Source organism: Cupriavidus sp. C2SS-8b (assembly GCF_057073745.1).
In genome coordinates this window covers 2866924-2885386 of the sequence record NZ_CP172716.1, presented here as the reverse complement: position 1 = coordinate 2885386, position 18463 = coordinate 2866924, and the positions used below count along the sequence as shown (strand labels likewise).

Sequence of the window (18463 nt, the reverse complement as noted above, 5' to 3'; positions counted from 1 at the left end):
GCGCTGCCGCAGTCCTAGTTCAGGCTGCGGCTCATCATGCGCAGGGCCGGCATGCGGTCGCGGATTTGCGCGATGTCGGCGGCATCCGGGCGCGCCTTTACGTAGGCTTCCAGATCCTCCAGCGCCGGCCGGAAGCATTCCATGTTGGCATAGGCGAGGCCGCGGTCGCGCACTTCCTCGATCGATCCGGGCAGCAGGATCACCAGGCGGTTCTGCACCGCCAGCAGCCGCTGCCAGCGGGATTCCTGCAGGTAGATCGCCTTCAGGTTCCGCAGCATGCGCGCAATGATTTCGCGGTGGCTGGCGGCCTGCAGGAACAGGCCAAGCGGCACCTGGCCGGGATCGGAAATCCCCTCGCGCTCCAGGTAGGGATCAAGCATTTCCTGAAGCTGTTCCTTCGACAGGGTCTCGCCGGTCAGCGGGTCGAGGATGACTTCCCCGGCCGGGATCGTCATGCGCACCAGGAAATGGTTCGGGAAGGACACGCCCTTGAGCGGCAGGCCGATCTGCTGGCCGAGCTCCATGTACAGCACGGCCAGTGAAATCGGGATGCCGCGCCGCTGCTTCAGCACCACGTTCAGGTACGAGTTGTCGGGATCGTAGTAGTCGTTGGCGTTGGCGCCAAAACCGAGATCGCGATAGAAGAAGTGGTTCAGCAGGCGCAGCCGCTGGATGGCCGGGGTACCTTCGGCAATCCTGCGTTTGAGGCGCAGCGCCAGCACATCCAGCGCGGCCAGTTCGGCTTGAAGGTCCAGGTCGGGGAAGGCGTCCTGCGCGATGGAAAGTGCGGTTTCAGTCAGGGGGATGCCGTTCTCGTCCGCCACCAGGCTGGCGAAGTAATCAAGGACTTTCGTACTTGTCATTGCGGATTCCTGATGCGGCACGGCCGTGCCGTGCCCTGGCGCTCACTTGCGTGCTACGGCCCGTTCCGTCGGTGAACGAGCCCTAGACCGTCCGGCGCTTGAAGGCGGCGTATCGCAGTCCCATGAGCCACAGTGTACCGAAGTAGACCACCGCTGCAAGTACCAGGCAGGAAGCCAGCAGCGCGATGCGCAGCAGCGGCGTGGCCCCCAGCCCCACCCAGTCGAAATTGCGCACGAACCAGAGCAGCAGGCCGGATAGCAGCAGCACTGCGGTGAACAACTGGGCCAGGAACAGTCCCCATCCGGGCGCGGGCCGGTAGTAGCCGCGCCGGACCAGGCCGGCAAAGAGCAGCAGGGCATTGATGGTGGCACCGACGCTGATCGACAGCGCCAGGCCCGCATGGCCCATCCACGGCACGAACACGTAGTTGCAGGCCTGCGTAATGACCAGTACCACCAGGGCGATCTTCACTGGCGTGCGGATGTCCTGCCGGGCATAGAACCCCGGCGCGAGGATCTTGATGACAATGAGGCCAAGCAGGCCGGTGCCGTAGGACACCAGCGCCTGCCGTGTCATCTCGACGGCGTGCGCGTCGAACTTGCCGTAGTTGAACAGGACCGACGTCAGCGGCGCGCCGAAGACATAGAGCCCGACCGCGCACGGCACGGCCAGCAGGAATGTCAGGCGCAGGCCCCAGTCGAGCAGGCCCGAGTATTCGGCGCGATTGTCCTGGGCGCTCGCCTTCGACAGGCTTGGCAGCAGGATGGTGCCGAGCGCCACGCCGAGCAGCGCAGTCGGGAATTCCATCAGCCGGTCGGCATAGGTCAGATACGACACGCTGCCGGCGGCCAGGCGCGAGGCAATATTGGTATTGATGATCAGGCTGATCTGCGCCACCGACACGGCCAGCAGTGCCGGACCCATCTGCCGGAGGATACGGCGCACGCCGGGATCGGCCCAGGCCTTGCGCACGCTGAAAGTCACACGCGGCATGGCACCCAGGCGTTTGAGCGCGGGGACCTGGATCAGCAGTTGCAGGATGCCGCCGACCAGCACGCCCCACGCCTGCGCATAGATCGGCTGCGCCATGCGCGGGCCGACGAACAGGGCCGCGAAAATGAGGCACAGGTTCAGCAGCACCGGCGTGAACGCCGGCACGGCGAACTTGCGCCAGGTGTTCAGGATGCCGGACGCCAGCGCCACCAGCGAGATCAGGCCGATATACGGGAACATCACCCGGGTCATGAAGACGGCCGCCGTATAGGTCTCGCCCTGGCCGCGGAAGCCGGTCGCGACTATGGTCATCACCAGCGGCGCGCCGATCACGCCCAATAACGACACCCCCATCAGCGCCCAGGTCATGATCGTCGCGACGGCGTCGATCAGGTGTTTGGTCTCCGCGTCGCCGCGCTTGGCGTGGTATTCGCCCAGGATCGGCACAAAGGCTTGCGAGAACGCGCCCTCGCCGAAGATGCGTCGCAGCAGGTTGGGGATCCGGAAGGCCACGTTGAAGGCGTCGGTCATGTCCGAGGCGCCAAAGGCCCGGGCAATCAGGATTTCGCGTACCAGGCCCGTGATGCGCGAGAGCATGGTCAGGCTGCTGATGGTGGCGAGCGCTTTGAGCAGGTTCAAGGTGAGTCGGCGGGAAGCGGTGGATCGGGCTGGTACGGGCTGGCGGACATGGCGGCGCGTGCCGCCATCGCGTGCAGGCGCGCGGATGGCGGTTCAGACGCCCGGCGCGCGGTAAAGTTGCCGCAGCGGCACGCCGCGTGCGGCGAAGTGGCGCCTATTATACGGATCGCCTCGGTGCAACCCCGGCCCGGCTTGGTATACCGCGTTGGCCTTGCGTGTGGCTTCGGCGTGTGTGTATAATTGCCGATTCACAAGGACAGCTGCGTTCCGGATTCGTGTGTCAGTGCATCCCGGGTCGCTTGATATGACTTAATTGTTGTGTCCCCCGCGGCACGCATCTGAATTCAGGATATTTAATTACATGGCAAATTCCGCACAAGCACGCAAGCGCGCCCGCCAAGCCGTTGCTCAAAACGCTCACAACTCCAGCCTGCGCTCGCGCCTGCGTACCGCCGTCAAGGCCGTTCGCAAGGCCATCGATGCCGGCGACAAGGCTGCTGCTGCTGAAATCTTCAAGAATTCGCAAGCTACCATCGACAGCATTGCCGACAAGAAGATCGTGCACAAGAACAAAGCTGCACGTCACAAGTCGCGTCTGTCGGCTGCTATCAAGGCCATGGCTGCCTGATAGTTGCCTGGGCCGCTCCGGCGGCCCCCGACGGTACTGCAAAGTGCCCGTCTCAATAAAAAAGCTCGTCATCCGACGAGCTTTTTTGTTTTCCGGTCGCGCTGCGCGCGGCGCCGGCTGTCTTATTCCAGCGAGCAGGCTTCGACCAGTTGCAGGTTGTTGTCGCGCGCGAAATTCAGCACGAAGTCGAGCGCCTTCGGTTCGATCTCGCGCAGGCGCACATCGACCACCACGCATTTGATGTTGCCCGAGAAGATCGGGCGCACGTACGGGGAGTAGGTCAGGCGGGGATCGCCGGTATCACCTTCGGGGCGGAATTGCGCCATGACGCCGCAGAGTCGTTCAGCCCAGTCGCTTGGGCGGAAGGTCTTGCCTTCCTTGGTAATGCCTTGGATGAAGTATTCGCGAACATTGGGGTTCATGAGACTGGGCGACTGCGGGTGAGGCGAGGTGACTCGACGGAAAACCCGCGGAACGGGCGCCCGTTTGACGCGGCCGGCGAGTGTTTGGTTCGCTCTTTCCAGGCCGGGGTGGCGGGGCGTCGGTGTCTGCGGGGGCACTTTTGATGCCGGCGGCGGGCAGCGGCAAGGGTATGCCGGGCCCCGCGTGAATCAGCAAGTATTATATCTTATATAAGACTTGCGCATAAGCCCGGAAACCTGTCGGGAACCTGTCAGCAGGTGCCGAGACGGGTTCTTCCGGGCTCGCCAAAGCAGAAATAATCCCTTATGATCGTTGCACGTAAATTGCGTATGCGACGCGAAAGGCGGCTCCGCGACGCGCTTCTGTCATGAGGTTTCGTGAACCTTCATGACGGCGTGTCTCCTCCGGGCCGCCTTCTTTGTTTTATGAGCTCAACCCCGATCAAGCATTACCTCCAGTTCAGCGACTTGTCTCCCGATGAGTACGAGTACCTGCTGGACCGCGCACGGATCCTCAAAGCCAAGTTCAAGAACTACGAGACCTGGCACCCGCTGCACGACCGCACGCTGGCCATGATCTTCGAGAAGAACTCGACGCGTACGCGCCTGTCGTTCGAAGCCGGCATCCACCAGCTCGGCGGCCACGCGGTGTTCCTGAACACGCGCGATTCGCAGCTGGGCCGTGGCGAGCCGATCGAAGACGCGGCGCAGGTGATCTCGCGCATGGTCGACATCATCATGATCCGCACGTTCGGGCAGGACATCATCGAACGCTTTGCCGCGCATTCGCGCGTGCCGGTCATCAATGGCCTGACCAACGAGTACCACCCGTGCCAGGTCCTGGCCGACGTGTTCACCTACATCGAGCAGCGCGGCAGCATCCGTGGCAAGACCGTGGCATGGATCGGCGATGCCAACAACATGGCCTACACCTGGATCCAGGCGGCCGAGCGGCTTGGCTTCACTTTCAATTTCTCGGCGCCGCCGGGTTACCAGCTCGATCCGGCGATGGTGCCGGCATCGGCCGCGGGCCAGCTCAAGGTGTTCGACGATCCGCTGGCGGCGTGCCAGGGCGCCAGCCTGGTGACCACCGACGTGTGGACCAGCATGGGCTTCGAGGCCGAGAACGAAACGCGCAAGCGCGCCTTCAAGGACTGGATGGTGACCACGGCCATGATGGACCGCGCGGAGCCCGACGCGCTGTTCATGCATTGCCTGCCCGCGCACCGTGGCGAGGAAGTCGAGGCCGCCGTGATCGACGGCCCGAAGAGCGTGGTCTGGGACGAGGCGGAAAACCGCCTGCACGTGCAGAAGGCGCTGATGGAATATCTGCTCTGCGGCCGCTACTGAAGCACGCGCCGGCAGGCACAAGGGAGGGGCCATGATGGCCCCTCTTTTTACGTGACCGCATCCACATCAATGCAATCAAGGAGAGGGAAGTGAGCCAGTTCGACAACGTATCGGTCGTCAAGAAGGCCAACCTGTATTTCGACGGCAAGTGCGTGAGCCACACGGTGCTGTTCGCCGACGGCACGCGCAAGACGCTGGGCGTGATCTTCCCGGCGACGCTGACGTTCAACACCGGCGCATCGGAGATCATGGAAGTCAATGCGGGCGTGTGCCGCGTGCGCCTGGCCGGCTCGGAAGACTGGCAGACCTATGGCGCCGGCCAGCAGTTCAGCGTGCCGGGCAACAGCAGCTTCGATATCGAAGTGCAGGAAACGCTCGACTACGTCTGCCACTTCGCCTGAGTGGCGACCGAGCCGGTCAGAGCACGACCGGTTCCGGCTCGATGCGCACGCCGAAGCGGGACTGGACCGTATCGGCGATGCGCGTGGCCAGCGCCAGCAGCGCTGCGCCAGTCCCGCCGCCATGGTGCACCAGCACCAGCGCTTGCTTGCCATAGACGCCCACCGGGCCGTCATTGACCCCCTTGAAGCCGCAGCGGTCGATCAGCCAGCCGGCGGCCAGCTTGAACGTGCCGTCGGGCTGGGCATAGCTGACCAGGTCGGGGTGGCTGGCCAGCAATGCGTGCCGTTGCTCGGCGCTGACCAGCGGATTCTTGAAGAAGCTGCCCGCATTGCCGATCTGCGCGGGATCCGGCAGTTTGCGCGAACGGATGGCGATCACTGCGTCGCGGATCGTTGCGGCGTCAGGTGTGGCATCGCCTTCCAGTTCCCGTGCCAGTTCCCCATAAGCGAGCACAGGCTGCCAGTCGCGCGGCAGGCGCAGCGTGACCGCCGTGATGATGTAGCGATCGCGGCCCGCCCGCTTGAACAGGCTGTCGCGGTAGCCGAACGCGCACTGGAAGAGGTCAAGGTCGACGAAGCGCATCGTCTGGCGGTCAAGCGCGCGCAAGCCGGCAAAGCGCTCGCGCAGTTCCACGCCATAGGCGCCGATGTTCTGGATCGGCGCCGCGCCCGCGGTGCCAGGGATCAACGCCAGGTTTTCGAGGCCCGGCAAGCCGTCGGCAATGGTGCGGCAAACCAGGCCATGCCAGTTCTCGCCGGCACCGGCGGTGACGCGCAATGCGTCAGTGCCGGTCTCCACGCGGTATCCCGGAATCTCCATCAGCAACACCAGCGCGTCGAGATCGCCGGTCAGCACGACATTGCTGCCGCCACCGAGCACCACCAGCGGCAGGCCGTGGCCGCGCGGGTCTTCCAGCGCGGCCAGCAGGTCGGCTTCGCTGCGGACATGGACGGCGTAGCGCGCGCGGACATCGAATCCGAATGTATTGTGGCGGCGCAGGGGATAAAATTCGTGGAAATCTGCCATGCAAGCTAGAGGTGATGCGGCCGCCACTGTGCGGCCCGCTGCCCCATGGAGTGCGAGGCAGGCTGGATTATACGGAAGTGCCGGCGTGGCCCGAACTGGGCCAGGACGCCGTGCAGGCAAGTGAAAAGGAGAATGCAATGCCGTCGTTTGACGTAGTGTGCGAAGCCAATATGGTCGAGATCAAGAATGCGGTCGAACAGGCCAACAAGGAGATCTCGACGCGTTTCGATTTCAAGGGTTCGGACGCACGGGTCGAGCAAAAGGAAGGCGAACTGACCGCCTTCGCCGACGATGACTTCAAGCTGGGCCAGGTCAAGGATGTGCTGATCAACAAGATGGCCAAGCGCAATGTCGACGTGCGCTTCCTCGACTACGGCAAGGTCGAGAAGATCAGCGGCGACAAGGTCAAGCAGGTCGTCACCATCAAGAAGGGCGTGACCGGCGACCTGGCCAAGAAGATCGTGCGCATGATCAAGGACAGCAAGATCAAGGTGCAGGCCAGCATCCAGGGCGATGCCGTGCGGGTGTCCGGCACCAAGCGCGACGACCTGCAGGGCGTGATCGCGTTGCTGCGCAAGGACGTGTCCGAGGCACCGCTGGACTTCAACAACTTCCGGGACTGATTCCCATACCCGCGCCGGTGCAATGCCGGCGCGATGCGAGGCCGCCGGCGGCGCTCAGCGCGCCTGCGGCAGCCCGCCGATCTTCGCGCCGGCCCGGATGCCCTTCTGCGCGAACCATCCCTTGTTCATTTCGAGCGCGTAGCGGATCGCCGCCTTGGGGCAGTGGTTGTCCTGCGTCTGCGGCGCCATGTCCTCGATATTGACGATGCTGCCGTCGTCGGCCAGGAAGGCGATCGACAGCGGCAGGTCCGTATTTTTCATCCAGAAGCAGTGCCCGGCCTTCTGCTCGAATACGAACAGCATGCCGGCATTGGCCGGCATCGATTTGCGGTACATCAGCCCCTGCTCGCGGGCCGCGGGCGTCGACGCGACCTCTGCCTGAATGGCGTACATCCCCGCAGTGAGAGGCACCACGGGCAGGGCGCTCTGTGCGTGGGCCAGGCCAGTAATGGTGGAGGCCAGCAGGATGCAGCGGGAAAGCAGGGTCTTGGTCAGGGTTCGCATGGCAATGCGGCGGGGGGTCGATGGCAGGCGCAAGCATAACGCACGCGCGGGCAGGCTGAGCGACGTCCGCACGGCGGCCCGGTGGATACAAAAAAAGGCAGGTTGCCGGGCAACCTGCCTTTCACACGTGCGCCGGAGTTCCGGCGCGGCCGCGTGCTTACTGTGCGGCCGGTGCCGAAGCCGCTGCAGCCGAAGCTGCCTTCTTCGAGTGGTGCTTCTTGTGCGAGCTCTTCTTCTTGGCGGCCTTCGGGGCTTCCTTGGCGGCCGGCGCTGCGTCAGCGGCGGCCGGAGCCGAAGCCTGGGCGAAAGCGCCCGTGGCGAACAGACCAACAACCAGGGCAGCGATCAGTTTTTTCATTGCGATTACCTCGAAGAGTGACTGTAGTCGGAAAGTTGGCGCGCAATTGGACGCGTCACCGACAACAACGAGGACACCGCCCGCCGGGTTGACGTGCCGGCTGTTAGTTTTTGTAACGCACGCGACCCTTGTTGCCGGCGCCCGGCCCGCGCGGGGCAGGCTGTGGCGCGCGGGCTGGAGGCAGGCCAAGCAAATCCGGCGCCACGATACAGGATTGCCCGGGCAGCAACGCCAGTGCGCGCAGATCAAGCCGGCCGATGGTCGCGCGCACCAGGCGCAGCGTCGGAAAACCTACTGCAGCGGTCATGCGACGGACCTGGCGGTTCTTGCCTTCACGGATCTGCAGTTCGAGCCAGCTGGTCGGGATCGCCGCGCGATAGCGCACGGGCGGATGCCGGGGCCAGAGCCACGACGGCTCCTCGACCACGCGGACCTTGGCCGGCAAGGTATGGAAATCGCCGAGGTCGACGCCTTGGCGCAAGCGCGCCAGCGCGGCCTGGTCGGGAATGCCCTCTACCTGTGCGAAGTAGGTCTTGGCGAGCTTGTGGCGGGGATCGGCGATGCGCGCCTGCAGGCCCCCGTCATCGGTGAGCAGCAGCAACCCCTCGCTGTCTGCATCGAGGCGGCCGGCCGGGTACACGCCAGGCGTCGCGATCCACTCGGCCAGCGTCGGCCGGGTGGGATGCTCGGAAAACTGGCTCATGGTGCCAAAAGGCTTGTTCAGGGCAATCAACGTCATGGGGCAGCAGTATGCCGGAGCCGGGGCGATTCCCGGCGTTCCCTGGCCGGCGCGTCCGGCCGGCATGGCAGATCGGGATGAATTGCTGCATAATAACTGGCTAGTCTTGTGTCTTATATAAGACTGACGTGGTGCGGCGCAACGCAGGCGGCCCCGGGCCTCCGGCTACAATGCCTTCGCTCCGCCTCCCTTATTTTGCTGCCGGGTCGTGCGTGCCGGGCGGCTGTCTTAACCGTTCCGTACTGGAGACGTCATGTATCAACACATCAAGGTCCCGGCTGGCGAGAAGATCACGGTCAACCAGGATTTTTCGCTGAATGTCCCGGACCAACCGATCATTCCTTACATTGAAGGCGATGGTACGGGCCGGGATATCACCCCGGTGATGATCAAGGTGGTGGACGCCGCGGTGGCCAAGGCCTACGCGGGCAAGCGCAAGATCTCGTGGATGGAGATCTACGCCGGCGAGAAGTCGACCAAGGTCTACGGCCCGGATGTGTGGTTGCCCGACGAGACCCTGGAGGTGCTCAAGGAATACGTGGTCTCGATCAAGGGCCCGCTGACCACACCCGTCGGTGGCGGCATCCGTTCGCTGAACGTGGCGCTGCGCCAGCAGCTCGACCTCTATGTGTGCCTGCGTCCGGTGCGCTATTTCAAGGGCGTGCCTTCGCCGGTGCGCGAGCCGGAGAAGACCAATATGGTCATCTTCCGCGAGAACTCCGAAGACATCTACGCCGGCATCGAGTGGGAAGCCGAAAGCGCGCAGGCCAAAAAGCTGATCGCCTTCCTGCAGAACGAGATGGGCGTGAAGAAAATCCGCTTTCCCGAAACCTCGGGCATCGGCGTCAAGCCCGTCTCGAAGCAGGGCACTCAGCGCCTGGTGCGCAAGGCCATCCAGTACGCCATCGACAACGACAAGCCGTCGGTGACGCTGGTGCACAAGGGCAACATCATGAAGTTCACGGAAGGCGGGTTCCGTGACTGGGGCTACGAGCTGGCCCAGTCGGAATTCGGTGCCGAGCTGGTCGACGGCGGTCCGTGGTGCAAGTTCAAGAACCCGAAGACGGGCCGCGATATCGTCATCAAGGACGCCATTGCCGACGCCTTCCTGCAGCAGATCCTGCTGCGTCCGGCCGAATACTCGGTGATCGCCACGCTGAATCTCAACGGCGACTACATCTCCGACGCGCTGGCGGCGCAGGTCGGCGGCATCGGCATCGCCCCGGGTGCGAACCTGTCCGACTCCGTGGCCATGTTCGAAGCCACTCACGGCACGGCGCCGAAATACGCCGGCAAGGATTATGTCAATCCGGGTTCGGAAATCCTGTCGGCGGAAATGATGTTGCGGCACATGGGCTGGACCGAGGCGGCCGACCTGATCATCGCATCGATGGAAAAGTCGATCCTGTCGAAGAAGGTGACGTATGACTTCGCCCGCCTGCTGGAAGGCGCGACGCAGGTGTCGTGCTCAGGTTTTGGCCAGGTGATGATCGACAATATGTGATCCACGGGCCCGGCAGGCGCGCGCCTGTGTGCGAAAGCCCCGGCGCCGCATTGCGGCGACCGGGGCTTTTTTAACGCCGATGAGCGACGTCGGATCCGGGCCGGGTATTGCGACACGGCGCACGGCCGCAGAATGCAGAAAGCCCGGCGCGAGGCCGGGCTTTTCGTCGGATGCGGTAGCGTGCAGCTGAGAGCCGTGCAACGGCATTGCCGCGGCCCTGAAGGCGGAAGCCATGCTGTTTTCGCGGATCCCGTTCCGGGGGAGTTTCCCCCCGCATCCTTGGTGACTACCCCGAAACTCTGTCGGCCCGGGTGCAGTCGCGGCGCACTTCAGCCCTGGGCGTCCTGGATGTTGGTGGCCTGCTTGCCCTTGGGGCCCTGGGTCACCTCGAACGAGACGCGCTGACCTTCCTTGAGCGTCTTGAAGCCCGCCATCTGGATTGCCGAAAAGTGCGCAAACAGTTCTTCCTCGCCTTCGTCCGGCTTGATGAACCCGAAGCCCTTGGCGTCATTGAACCATTTGACGATACCGCTTGCCATATACTCCCCCAACGAAATAGCAGATTCAAAGCGGGGAAGCCTGCGGCCAGCTGGATGACACGCGCTGCGGCGCCATGGCAGCCGCTTCCTTTCGGGATGCGGACGGCAATGACGCAGCATGGGTGAATCGCGTAGCAACGCTCCTGGTTATTGTGTGCCAGTATCGTCGCCACTGGTTCGTAAGCCTCCCTGCTCACGGATCACCAGGCCCGGCCCTTTTGCTTGGCTCGCTGGCCTGAACCCGGTGTGCGACCGATTTTTCTGGCAAACCCATTGACTGTCAAGTTGGCGGATTCCCCACTCCCGGAAGGGTGTGGCGGGAATCGGACGGCCGCTGATGGTACCGTGTGGGGATGCGCACAGTGACGTGGCGCACGTTGTCGCTAGCGTGCGGGCGTGGGCCAGTCACGTGCATTGCAATGCCTTTGGCATTTTCCGAACGACGCGGAATGCGTGGCGCGGCTCTTGAATCCCGCCACAGTTCCCCAAATTGCAGAGTTGCGAGTAAGGGTTAGAATAAAGCCATGGCTACACGGCTGGCGAATGTCCCACAACGCGAAGCAGGCACCATTCTGGAGCGGAAAGAGCAGGCGCTCAAACCGCCCGCTATGTACAAGGTGGTGCTGCTCAATGACGACTACACTCCGATGGAGTTTGTAGTCATGATCCTGCAACAGTATTTCAGCAGGGACCGTGAAACGGCGACGCAGATCATGCTCACCGTGCATCGGGAAGGTAAGGGCGTCTGCGGTATCTACACCAGAGATATCGCCGCGACAAAGGTCGAGCTGGTGTCAACGCACGCGCGGCAGGCGGGCCACCCCCTGCAGTGCGTGATGGAGGAAGCATGATTGCGCAAGAATTGGAAGTGAGCCTGCACATGGCGTTCGTTGAGGCCCGGCAGGCACGCCACGAGTTCATTACCGTGGAACACCTGTTGCTGGCGTTGCTCGACAACCCGACGGCAGCAGAGGTCTTGCGCGCCTGCGCGGCCAATATCGAGGACTTGCGCACCAGCCTGAAGAATTTCATCGCTGACAACACACCGGTCGTGCCCGGCACGGACGAGGTCGACACCCAGCCGACCCTCGGTTTCCAGCGCGTGATCCAGCGCGCGATCATGCATGTGCAGTCGACTTCCAACGGCAAGAAGGAAGTGACTGGCGCCAACGTGCTGGTCGCCATCTTCGGCGAGAAGGATTCGCATGCCGTCTACTACCTGCAGCAGCAGGGCGTAACGCGCCTGGACGTGGTCAACTTCATCAGCCACGGGATCCGCAAGGACCAGTCCGAGCCGGCCAAGCACGGTGATGGCACGGGCGAAGGCGAAGGCGGCGACGGCAAGGAAAGCCCGCTCGAGCAATACACCCAGAACCTGAATACGCTGGCCAAGGCCGGCAAGATCGACCCGCTGATCGGCCGCGAAAGCGAAGTCGAGCGCGTGGTGCAAGTGCTGTGCCGCCGGCGCAAGAACAACCCGCTGCTGGTCGGCGAGGCCGGCGTTGGCAAGACCGCGATCGCCGAAGGCCTGGCGTGGCGCATCACCAAGAACGAAGTACCGGACATCCTGGAAAAGGCGACCGTCTACTCGCTCGACATGGGCGCGCTGCTGGCCGGCACGAAATACCGTGGTGATTTCGAGCAGCGCCTGAAGGGCGTGCTGAAGTCGCTCAAGGACAATCCGAACGCGATTCTCTTCATCGACGAGATCCACACGCTGATCGGCGCCGGCGCCGCGTCGGGCGGCACGCTGGACGCGAGCAACCTGCTCAAGCCGGCGCTGTCGTCGGGCCAGCTCAAGTGCATCGGCGCAACGACCTTTACCGAATATCGCGGCATCTTCGAGAAAGACGCGGCCCTGTCGCGGCGCTTTCAGAAGATCGATGTGGTCGAGCCTTCGGTCGACCAGACCGTGCAGATCCTGCGCGGCCTGAAGTCGCGTTTCGAGGAGCACCACGGCGTCAAGTACGCGGCCTCGGCGCTGACCGCGGCGGCCGAACTGTCGGCGCGCTTCATCACCGACCGTCACCTGCCCGACAAGGCGATCGACGTGATCGATGAAGCCGGCGCGGCGCAGCGCATCCTGCCGAAGTCCAAGCAGAAGAAGACCATCGGCAAGGGCGAGATCGAGGACATCGTCTCGCGCATTGCCCGCATCCCGCCGCAGAGCGTGAACCAGGACGACCGCAGCAAGCTGCAGACGCTGGAACGCGACCTGAAGTCGGTGGTGTTCGGCCAGGACCCGGCCATCGAGGCGCTGGCCTCGGCGATCAAGATGTCGCGCGCGGGCCTGGGCAAGACCGACAAGCCGATTGGCTCGTTCCTGTTCTCGGGCCCCACGGGCGTGGGCAAGACCGAAGTCGCCAAGCAGCTCGCTTTCATCATGGGCATCGAGCTGCTGCGCTTCGACATGTCCGAGTACATGGAGCGTCACGCGGTCAGCCGCCTGATCGGCGCGCCGCCGGGATACGTCGGCTTCGACCAGGGCGGCCTGCTGACCGAGGCCGTCACCAAGAAGCCGCACTGCGTGCTGCTGCTGGATGAAATCGAGAAGGCGCATCCGGATATCTTCAATATCCTGCTGCAGGTCATGGACCATGGCTCGCTGACCGACAACAACGGCCGGCGCGCCGACTTCCGCAACGTGATCATCATCATGACCACCAATGCGGGGGCGGAGACCATGAACCGCGCCACCATCGGCTTTACCACGTCGCGCGAGCAGGGCGATGAAATGGCCGACATCAAGCGCATGTTCACGCCGGAGTTCCGCAACCGCCTGGACGCGATGATCAGCTTCCGTTCGCTGGACGAGGAAATCATCCTGCGCGTGGTGGACAAGTTCCTGATGCAGCTGGAAGAGCAGCTCCACGAGAAGAAGGTGGAAGCCAGCTTCACCGAGAAACTGCGCAAGTTCCTGGCTCACAAGGGCTTCGACCCGCTGATGGGCGCCCGCCCGATGCAGCGCCTGATCCAAGACATGATCCGCAAGGCGCTGGCCGACGAGTTGCTGTTCGGCAAGCTGGTGTCCGGAGGCAAGGTGGTGGTCGATCTCGACGATCAGGACCAGATCAAGCTCGACTTCTCCGAAGCCGATCCGGAGCCGCCCGAGGCGCCGGAAAGCGAGCAGCGCGCGGAGGTCTGAGCGACGCACGAGGACATTGTCTGCAATTGCGGCCATCCTCGGGCAAAATACAGGGGCGGCAGAAATGCCGCCCTTTGTTTTTTGTCACGGCAGCCAGTGGGCCGCCTCTTCCAGAAAGACCGATGTCCCGTCCCGAACGCACGCGGCTGCGCCGCATGCTGCTCAAAGCCCTGCCGCTGGCCGCTACGCCGCTGACCGCGGTGGCCGCCGGCGCGCCCGCCGATTCGCCCGCAAGCGGCCGTCCGATCACGATGGTCCTCCCGTTCCCGCCGGGTGGCAGCGTCGATATCGTGGCGCGCCAGCTGCAGCCGGGCCTCAAGGCTTTGCTCGGCCAGACGGTCGTGGTCGACAACAAGCCTGGCGCCGGCGGACTGATCGCCTCCAGTACCGTTGCGCGCTCCAAGGCCGATGGCAATACCCTGCTGATGGCGTTCGACACCCACGCCATCAACCCGTTTGCCTATAAGCAGCTGCCCTACGACACCTTCCGCGATTTCACGCCGATTTCGCAGCTGGTGCGTTTTCCGCTCGTGATCGCCGCGAATCCGGCGCTGCCGGCCTCCAATGTGCGGGAGCTGGTGGCACTGGCCAAAGCCAGGCACGACGGCGTGCGCTATGCCTCGTCCGGCATCGGCAGCCTCAACCAGCTTGCCGCCGAAGCGCTGGCGACCGAGACCGGCGTGCATATGCTGCATGTGCCCTACAAGGGCGGCGGCCCGGCCGTGCAGGCCGTGCTGTCGAACGAAGTCGACATCTTCTTCAGCAGCTACGCGGCCGTGCAGGCCCATGTCGCGGCCAAGACCATCAAGGTGCTTGGCGTCACGGGCACCACCCGGCTGAAGCAGTTGCCGCAAGTGCCCACGGTGGCGGAGCAGGGCGTGCGCGGATTTGAGGCGTATTCGTGGATCGGCGTGTTTGGCCCGGCGGGCATGGCGCCCGCCACCGTGAACCGCATCCACGACGCGCTGGTGGAGTCGCTGCACCAGCCGCGCGTGGTCGATGCCCTGGCGGCGCAAGGCTTCGAGATCGTCGGCGGCAGCCCTGCCGAGCTCGGCAACCTTGTGCGGCATGAGCACGACAAGTGGCAGGCCGTGGCACGCAAGGCCAATATCCAGTTCGAGTAATGGCAAGCCACGCTGAGATGTTCGACCACGCTGTCGTGGTCTGCCCGGATCTTGACGCTGGCGCCGACGCCTGGCGCCGGCTCGGCTTCACGCTGACGCCGCGCGGCTATCACACGCTGGGTTCCCAGAACCACTGCATCATGCTGGCGCGCGACTATGTCGAGCTGCTCCACGTCACCGCTCCGAACCCAAGCCGGCAGTATTACTGGGACGCCCAGGCGCGTGGTGGCGGCTGTGCGGCCATGTCATGCAAGAGCGCCGACGCCTTCGCCACGGCGGCCCGCCTGCGCGAGGGCGGCTGGCATACTTCCGAGCCGATCGAGTTTTCGCGTCCGGTGGTGCTCGACGATGGCAGCGAGCACGCTGCCAAGTTTCGCGTCACGGCGCTCGATGACGCACCGGGTGCGCGCTACTTCGTCTGCGAGCACCGCACGCCCGAACTGCTCTGGCGGCCGGAATGGATCCGGCACGCCAATGGCGCGCAGGGGATTGCGTCGATGTTCATGGTGGTAGCGCCGGCGCTGGTGGATGCCACCGGCCGCGCCTATGCCGAGCTGACCGGCGGCGAAATGACGCAGCTGAGCGACCACATCTGCAGCGTCGCGGTGGACGATGCCACGCTGGTCATCAGCACGCCTCAGGCGCTGGCAGCGGCAACCGGCACCGCGCACATCCAGCGCGATGTGCCGGGCTATGCGGCGATCCGCCTGCGCACTGGCGCACTGGCAGAAGCGCGCCAGTTCTGGGGCGCGGCCGGCATTCCGGCCCAGGACCTCGGACCGCACGAGACCCTGATTCCGGCGAGCGCTGCCGGCGGCGTTGCCCTGCTGTTCGAACAGCAGGGCTGAAGCCGGCAGCGTCAGGCGCTGGCCTTGGCGTGATGCACGCCGGTGGAACCAAAACCGCCGGCGCCGCGCTCGCTGTTTTCCGAGAACTCTTCGACCGTCGTGAACACCGGGCGCAGCACGGGCACGAACATCATCTGCGCGATGCGCTCGCCGGGCTGGATCACGATGGGCTCGGTGCCGGGTGCGTTGCGGTTCCACACGCTGACCATGATCTGGCCCTGGTAGTCGGCGTCGATCACGCCGATCGAATTGCCCAGCACCAGGCCTTTCTTGTGCCCCAGGCCCGAGCGCGGCACGATGGTCGCTGCCATGTACGGATTGCCCATGTGCACGGCGATGCCGGCCGGCACCAGTTGCGCGGCGGTGCCCGCTGCGATCGACACCGGTGCGTCGACGCAGGCGTGCAGGTCGATGGCGGCCGCCATGTCGCTCTGGTAGGCGGGCAGGCCCCACTCGTTCAGGCGGGAATCCAGCACCTTGATTTCGACGGACGGGTTCAGTTCGTGGCTCATTTCGAGATTCAGTTTTCGGAATTCAGTTCAAACGCCTCGGCCAGCAATTCGTACGTGCGCAGCCGGGCGGCATAGGTCGCGGTCACGCTCAGCACCACCAGCTCGTCGGCGGCGAACTGCTCGCGCAGGGCCAGCATGCGCTCGGTCACGCGTTCGGGCGTGCCGCAAATCGTGCGCGGGCGCTCGCGCTCGATGATGAGCTGGTCGCGCTCGGTCGGGACATGGCTATCGGCCTGTTCCAACGACGGGATCGGCGCGTTGACCCCATAGGCCATCTGCAGCCGCCGCAGGTCCACGGCGCGTTCCAGTTCGGCCGCTTCGGCGTCGGTGTCGGCGCAGATCACGAAGATCGCGGCGGCGCTGTAAGGCTGGGCCTCATAGCCTGGCTGGAAGTCCTCGCGATACTGCCGTGCGACATGATGGCCTGTGTGCGCGTTGATGAAATGCGCAAACGCGAGCCGCAACCCCAGCCGCGCGGCCAATGCGCCGCCGTAGTCGCTGGAGCCCAGTATCCACAGTTCAGGCTGCGTATCGACCACGGGCTGGAGCAGCACGCCCTCGGCCAGATGGCCGGGCGGCACGTCGCCGCGCAGCAGGCACGAAAGGTCGCGCACCTGCTCCTCGAACTGCGCGCCGCGGTCGTACTGGCCCATCGCCACCGCCTGCGCCGTGCGCAGGTCGCCGCCGGGCGCCCGGCCCACGCCGAGGTCGATGCGGTTCGGGAACAGGCCTTCGAGCATGCGGAACTGCTCGGCCACCTTGAACGGGCTGTAGTAGGGCAGCATGACGCCGCCCGAGCCCAGCCGGATGCGCTGCGTGACGCTGCCAATGCGCGCCAGCATGACTTCCGGCGCTGGGTTACAGACGCCGCGAAGGCCATGGTGCTCGGCGCACCAGTAGCGCGTGTAGCCAAGCGCGTCGGCCATCTGCGCCAGTTCCACGGTGGCAGCCAGCGCATCCCGCGCGGTGTGGCCGGCGATGACCGGGCTCTGGTCGAGCACGGACAGGCGCAGGCGGGGTTTGGTCGCGGTCATGATGCGTCAGGGTTGGGCGCGGACCGGCAGGCGCTGGCCGATGGCCGCGACGAGCTGGCGCGCCAGCGTGAGCTTGTCGGCGCGCGGCAGCCGGGTCATGCCGGCGGCATCGAACAGTACGATCTCGTTGTCGTCGAGGCCGAAGGTATGGTGGCCGATATTGCCCACCAGCAGCGGCACGCCCTTGCGCTGGCGCTTCTGCTCGCCGTACTGCTCCAGGTTCTCGCTCTCCGCGGCAAAGCCGACGCAGTAGGGCGCATCGGCGCGTCCGGCGACGGTCGCCAGGATGTCCGGGTTCTGCACGAACTGCAGCGTCGGCGTATCGGTATCGTTGGCCTTCTTCAGCTTCTGCTGCGCCACCTCGGCGGGGCGCCAGTCGGCCACGGCCGCGACCGCGATGAAGACGTTCACGTCGCGCAGCTGGGCCAGCACCGTATCGTGCATCTGCTGGGCGCTGCGCACATCGGTGCGCACCACGCCGCGCGGCGTGGGCAGGGCGGTCGGGCCGGCCACCAGCAGCACCTCGGCGCCGGCTTCGCGTGCGGCGCGGGCGATGGAGAAGCCCATCTTGCCCGACGAAAGATTGGTGATGCCGCGCACCGGGTCGATGGCCTCGAAGGTCGGGCCCGCGGTGATCAAGACACGCTTTCCCGCCAGCGGCTTGGGCTGGAAGAAGGCGATCAGGTCATCGAGCAGTTCTTCGGGTTCCAGCATGCGGCCGTCGCCGACTTCGCCGCAGGCCTGGTCGCCGCTGCCGGGGCCCAGGATGACCACGCCGTCCGTGCGCAGTTGCGCCGCATTGCGCTGCGTGGGCGCGGCGGCCCACATCTGGCGGTTCATGGCCGGTGCCACGAGCAGCGGGCAGTCGCGCGCGATGCACAGCGTGGTGAGCAGGTCGTCGCACAGGCCATTGGCCAGCTTGGCCAGGAAGTCGGTTGATGCGGGCGCGATCACGATGGCGTCGGCCTCGCGCGAGAGGTCGATGTGCGCCATGTTGTTGTCGACGCGCGCATCCCACTGCGACAGGAACACCGGGCGGCCCGAAAGGGCCTGCATCGTGACCGGGGTGATGAAATGGGTCGCCGCCTCGGTCATCGCCACCTGTACCGTGGCGCCGGCCTTGGTCAGCAGGCGGACCAGCTCGGCCGACTTGTAGCAGGCGATGCCGCCGGTCAGGCCGAGAACGATGTGCTTGCCGCGCAAATCCAT

20 protein-coding genes are annotated in these 18463 nt (G+C 64.9%); 9 read left to right on the top strand and 11 right to left on the bottom strand.

Annotation, left to right across the window (positions count from 1 at the left end):
* Positions 1-14: 14 nt before the first annotated feature.
* Together ACIGJB_RS13350 and murJ are read right to left on the bottom strand one after the other, a co-directional pair.
* Positions 15-863 (bottom strand): SirB1 family protein, encoded by an 849-nt coding sequence (locus ACIGJB_RS13350; RefSeq protein ID WP_483730260.1) that lies wholly within the window; start codon positions 861-863, stop codon positions 15-17.
* 82 nt (positions 864-945) lie between these two features.
* Positions 946-2496 (bottom strand): murein biosynthesis integral membrane protein MurJ, encoded by a 1551-nt coding sequence (gene murJ, locus ACIGJB_RS13345; protein WP_483730259.1) that lies wholly within the window; start codon positions 2494-2496, stop codon positions 946-948.
* A 361-nt stretch (positions 2497-2857) separates the two neighbouring features.
* Between murJ and rpsT the strand changes: the two genes are divergently transcribed.
* On the top strand, positions 2858-3124 hold the full coding sequence (gene rpsT, locus ACIGJB_RS13340; protein WP_011298911.1) for a 30S ribosomal protein S20: 267 nt from the start codon (positions 2858-2860) through the stop codon (positions 3122-3124).
* A gap of 122 nt (positions 3125-3246) precedes the next feature.
* Here the strand turns inward: rpsT and ACIGJB_RS13335 are convergent, their stop codons facing one another.
* Positions 3247-3546 carry a DUF3579 domain-containing protein gene (locus ACIGJB_RS13335; RefSeq protein ID WP_483730258.1) on the bottom strand — a complete coding sequence of 100 codons (300 nt, stop codon included), beginning with the start codon at positions 3544-3546 and terminating at the stop codon, positions 3247-3249.
* Between the two features lie 426 nt (positions 3547-3972).
* Between ACIGJB_RS13335 and argF the strand changes: the two genes are divergently transcribed.
* Together argF and ppnP are read left to right on the top strand one after the other, a co-directional pair.
* Entirely contained in the window at positions 3973-4896 is a 924-nt protein-coding gene (gene argF, locus ACIGJB_RS13330) for an ornithine carbamoyltransferase (RefSeq protein WP_483730257.1), read from the top strand.
* A gap of 89 nt (positions 4897-4985) precedes the next feature.
* Positions 4986-5297, top strand: coding sequence for a pyrimidine/purine nucleoside phosphorylase (gene ppnP, locus ACIGJB_RS13325; protein ID WP_483730256.1), 312 nt, complete (start codon positions 4986-4988; stop codon positions 5295-5297).
* A gap of 16 nt (positions 5298-5313) precedes the next feature.
* On the opposite strand, the gene murB is transcribed toward ppnP, so the two are convergent.
* On the bottom strand, positions 5314-6324 hold the full coding sequence (gene murB / locus ACIGJB_RS13320) for a UDP-N-acetylmuramate dehydrogenase (RefSeq protein ID WP_483730255.1): 1011 nt from the start codon (positions 6322-6324) through the stop codon (positions 5314-5316).
* Between the two features lie 137 nt (positions 6325-6461).
* Between murB and ACIGJB_RS13315 the strand changes: the two genes are divergently transcribed.
* Positions 6462-6947: a YajQ family cyclic di-GMP-binding protein gene (locus ACIGJB_RS13315; RefSeq protein ID WP_483709162.1), complete on the top strand. Its 486-nt coding sequence runs from the start codon at positions 6462-6464 to the stop codon at positions 6945-6947.
* A gap of 54 nt (positions 6948-7001) precedes the next feature.
* Here ACIGJB_RS13315 and ACIGJB_RS13310 read toward each other — a convergent pair whose 3' ends face one another.
* The 3 genes from ACIGJB_RS13310 to ACIGJB_RS13300 all read right to left on the bottom strand — a co-directional run bounded on the left by ACIGJB_RS13310 (position 7002) and on the right by ACIGJB_RS13300 (position 8548).
* The gene (locus ACIGJB_RS13310) at positions 7002-7451 is read right to left on the bottom strand and encodes a DUF192 domain-containing protein (protein ID WP_483730254.1); all 450 of its coding nucleotides are present in this window, start codon (positions 7449-7451) and stop codon (positions 7002-7004) included.
* Positions 7452-7608: 157 nt separating this feature from the next.
* Entirely contained in the window at positions 7609-7809 is a 201-nt protein-coding gene (locus ACIGJB_RS13305; protein ID WP_483730253.1) for a hypothetical protein, read from the bottom strand.
* A gap of 103 nt (positions 7810-7912) precedes the next feature.
* Complete coding sequence (locus tag ACIGJB_RS13300; RefSeq protein ID WP_483730252.1) at positions 7913-8548, bottom strand: pseudouridine synthase; 636 nt, start codon at positions 8546-8548, stop codon at positions 7913-7915.
* Between the two features lie 253 nt (positions 8549-8801).
* Here ACIGJB_RS13300 and icd point away from each other — a divergent pair, with 253 nt between their 5' ends.
* Complete coding sequence (gene icd / locus ACIGJB_RS13295) at positions 8802-10052, top strand: NADP-dependent isocitrate dehydrogenase (protein WP_483730251.1); 1251 nt, start codon at positions 8802-8804, stop codon at positions 10050-10052.
* Between the two features lie 329 nt (positions 10053-10381).
* Here the strand turns inward: icd and ACIGJB_RS13290 are convergent, their stop codons facing one another.
* The gene (locus ACIGJB_RS13290) at positions 10382-10591 is read right to left on the bottom strand and encodes a cold-shock protein (protein WP_483709152.1); all 210 of its coding nucleotides are present in this window, start codon (positions 10589-10591) and stop codon (positions 10382-10384) included.
* Between the two features lie 524 nt (positions 10592-11115).
* On the opposite strand from ACIGJB_RS13290, the gene clpS reads away from it, so the two are divergent.
* The 4 genes from clpS (at position 11116) to ACIGJB_RS13270 (ending at position 15708) form a co-directional block, all read left to right on the top strand.
* Entirely contained in the window at positions 11116-11442 is a 327-nt protein-coding gene (gene clpS, locus ACIGJB_RS13285; protein ID WP_116318045.1) for an ATP-dependent Clp protease adapter ClpS, read from the top strand.
* Positions 11439-13736: an ATP-dependent Clp protease ATP-binding subunit ClpA gene (gene clpA / locus ACIGJB_RS13280; protein WP_483730250.1), complete on the top strand. Its 2298-nt coding sequence runs from the start codon at positions 11439-11441 to the stop codon at positions 13734-13736. The genes clpS and clpA overlap by 4 nt, the downstream gene beginning before the upstream one ends.
* A 122-nt stretch (positions 13737-13858) precedes the next feature.
* Positions 13859-14860 (top strand): Bug family tripartite tricarboxylate transporter substrate binding protein, encoded by a 1002-nt coding sequence (locus tag ACIGJB_RS13275; protein ID WP_483730249.1) that lies wholly within the window; start codon positions 13859-13861, stop codon positions 14858-14860.
* Positions 14860-15708 (top strand): VOC family protein, encoded by an 849-nt coding sequence (locus ACIGJB_RS13270; protein WP_483730248.1) that lies wholly within the window; start codon positions 14860-14862, stop codon positions 15706-15708. Before ACIGJB_RS13275 ends, ACIGJB_RS13270 begins: the two co-directional genes overlap by 1 nt.
* An 11-nt stretch (positions 15709-15719) precedes the next feature.
* Here the strand turns inward: ACIGJB_RS13270 and dut are convergent, their stop codons facing one another.
* Genes dut through coaBC form a run of 3 tightly spaced genes read right to left on the bottom strand, consistent with a single transcriptional unit; the run spans position 15720 to position 18463 of the window.
* Positions 15720-16220, bottom strand: a complete 501-nt coding sequence (dut, locus tag ACIGJB_RS13265; protein ID WP_483730247.1) for a dUTP diphosphatase — start codon at positions 16218-16220, stop codon at positions 15720-15722.
* Positions 16221-16228: 8 nt separating this feature from the next.
* Positions 16229-17254, bottom strand: coding sequence for an LLM class flavin-dependent oxidoreductase (locus ACIGJB_RS13260; protein ID WP_483730246.1), 1026 nt, complete (start codon positions 17252-17254; stop codon positions 16229-16231).
* A 6-nt stretch (positions 17255-17260) separates the two neighbouring features.
* Positions 17261-18463 (bottom strand): bifunctional phosphopantothenoylcysteine decarboxylase/phosphopantothenate--cysteine ligase CoaBC, encoded by a 1203-nt coding sequence (gene coaBC / locus ACIGJB_RS13255; protein WP_483730245.1) that lies wholly within the window; start codon positions 18461-18463, stop codon positions 17261-17263.

Bases quoted from the DNA above. Each gene is read 5' to 3' on its own strand.
- ACIGJB_RS13290 (WP_483709152.1), bottom strand. From the start codon at position 10,591: ATGGCAAGCGGTATCGTCAAATGGTTCAATGACGCCAAGGGCTTCGGG.
- dut (WP_483730247.1), bottom strand. From the start codon at position 16,220: ATGAGCCACGAACTGAACCCGTCCGTCGAAATCAAGGTGCTGGATTCC.
- ACIGJB_RS13275 (WP_483730249.1), top strand. From the start codon at position 13,859: ATGTCCCGTCCCGAACGCACGCGGCTGCGCCGCATGCTGCTCAAAGCC.
- icd (WP_483730251.1), top strand. From the start codon at position 8,802: ATGTATCAACACATCAAGGTCCCGGCTGGCGAGAAGATCACGGTCAAC.
- ACIGJB_RS13310 (WP_483730254.1), bottom strand. From the start codon at position 7,451: ATGCGAACCCTGACCAAGACCCTGCTTTCCCGCTGCATCCTGCTGGCC.
- argF (WP_483730257.1), top strand. From the start codon at position 3,973: ATGAGCTCAACCCCGATCAAGCATTACCTCCAGTTCAGCGACTTGTCT.
- ACIGJB_RS13315 (WP_483709162.1), top strand. From the start codon at position 6,462: ATGCCGTCGTTTGACGTAGTGTGCGAAGCCAATATGGTCGAGATCAAG.
- clpS (WP_116318045.1), top strand. From the start codon at position 11,116: ATGGCTACACGGCTGGCGAATGTCCCACAACGCGAAGCAGGCACCATT.
- ACIGJB_RS13260 (WP_483730246.1), bottom strand. From the start codon at position 17,254: ATGACCGCGACCAAACCCCGCCTGCGCCTGTCCGTGCTCGACCAGAGC.
- ACIGJB_RS13300 (WP_483730252.1), bottom strand. From the start codon at position 8,548: ATGACGTTGATTGCCCTGAACAAGCCTTTTGGCACCATGAGCCAGTTT.
- ACIGJB_RS13335 (WP_483730258.1), bottom strand. From the start codon at position 3,546: ATGAACCCCAATGTTCGCGAATACTTCATCCAAGGCATTACCAAGGAA.
- murB (WP_483730255.1), bottom strand. From the start codon at position 6,324: ATGGCAGATTTCCACGAATTTTATCCCCTGCGCCGCCACAATACATTC.
- clpA (WP_483730250.1), top strand. From the start codon at position 11,439: ATGATTGCGCAAGAATTGGAAGTGAGCCTGCACATGGCGTTCGTTGAG.
- ACIGJB_RS13270 (WP_483730248.1), top strand. From the start codon at position 14,860: ATGGCAAGCCACGCTGAGATGTTCGACCACGCTGTCGTGGTCTGCCCG.
- rpsT (WP_011298911.1), top strand. From the start codon at position 2,858: ATGGCAAATTCCGCACAAGCACGCAAGCGCGCCCGCCAAGCCGTTGCT.
- coaBC (WP_483730245.1), bottom strand. From the start codon at position 18,463: ATGGATTTGCGCGGCAAGCACATCGTTCTCGGCCTGACCGGCGGCATC.
- ACIGJB_RS13305 (WP_483730253.1), bottom strand. From the start codon at position 7,809: ATGAAAAAACTGATCGCTGCCCTGGTTGTTGGTCTGTTCGCCACGGGC.
- ACIGJB_RS13350 (WP_483730260.1), bottom strand. From the start codon at position 863: ATGACAAGTACGAAAGTCCTTGATTACTTCGCCAGCCTGGTGGCGGAC.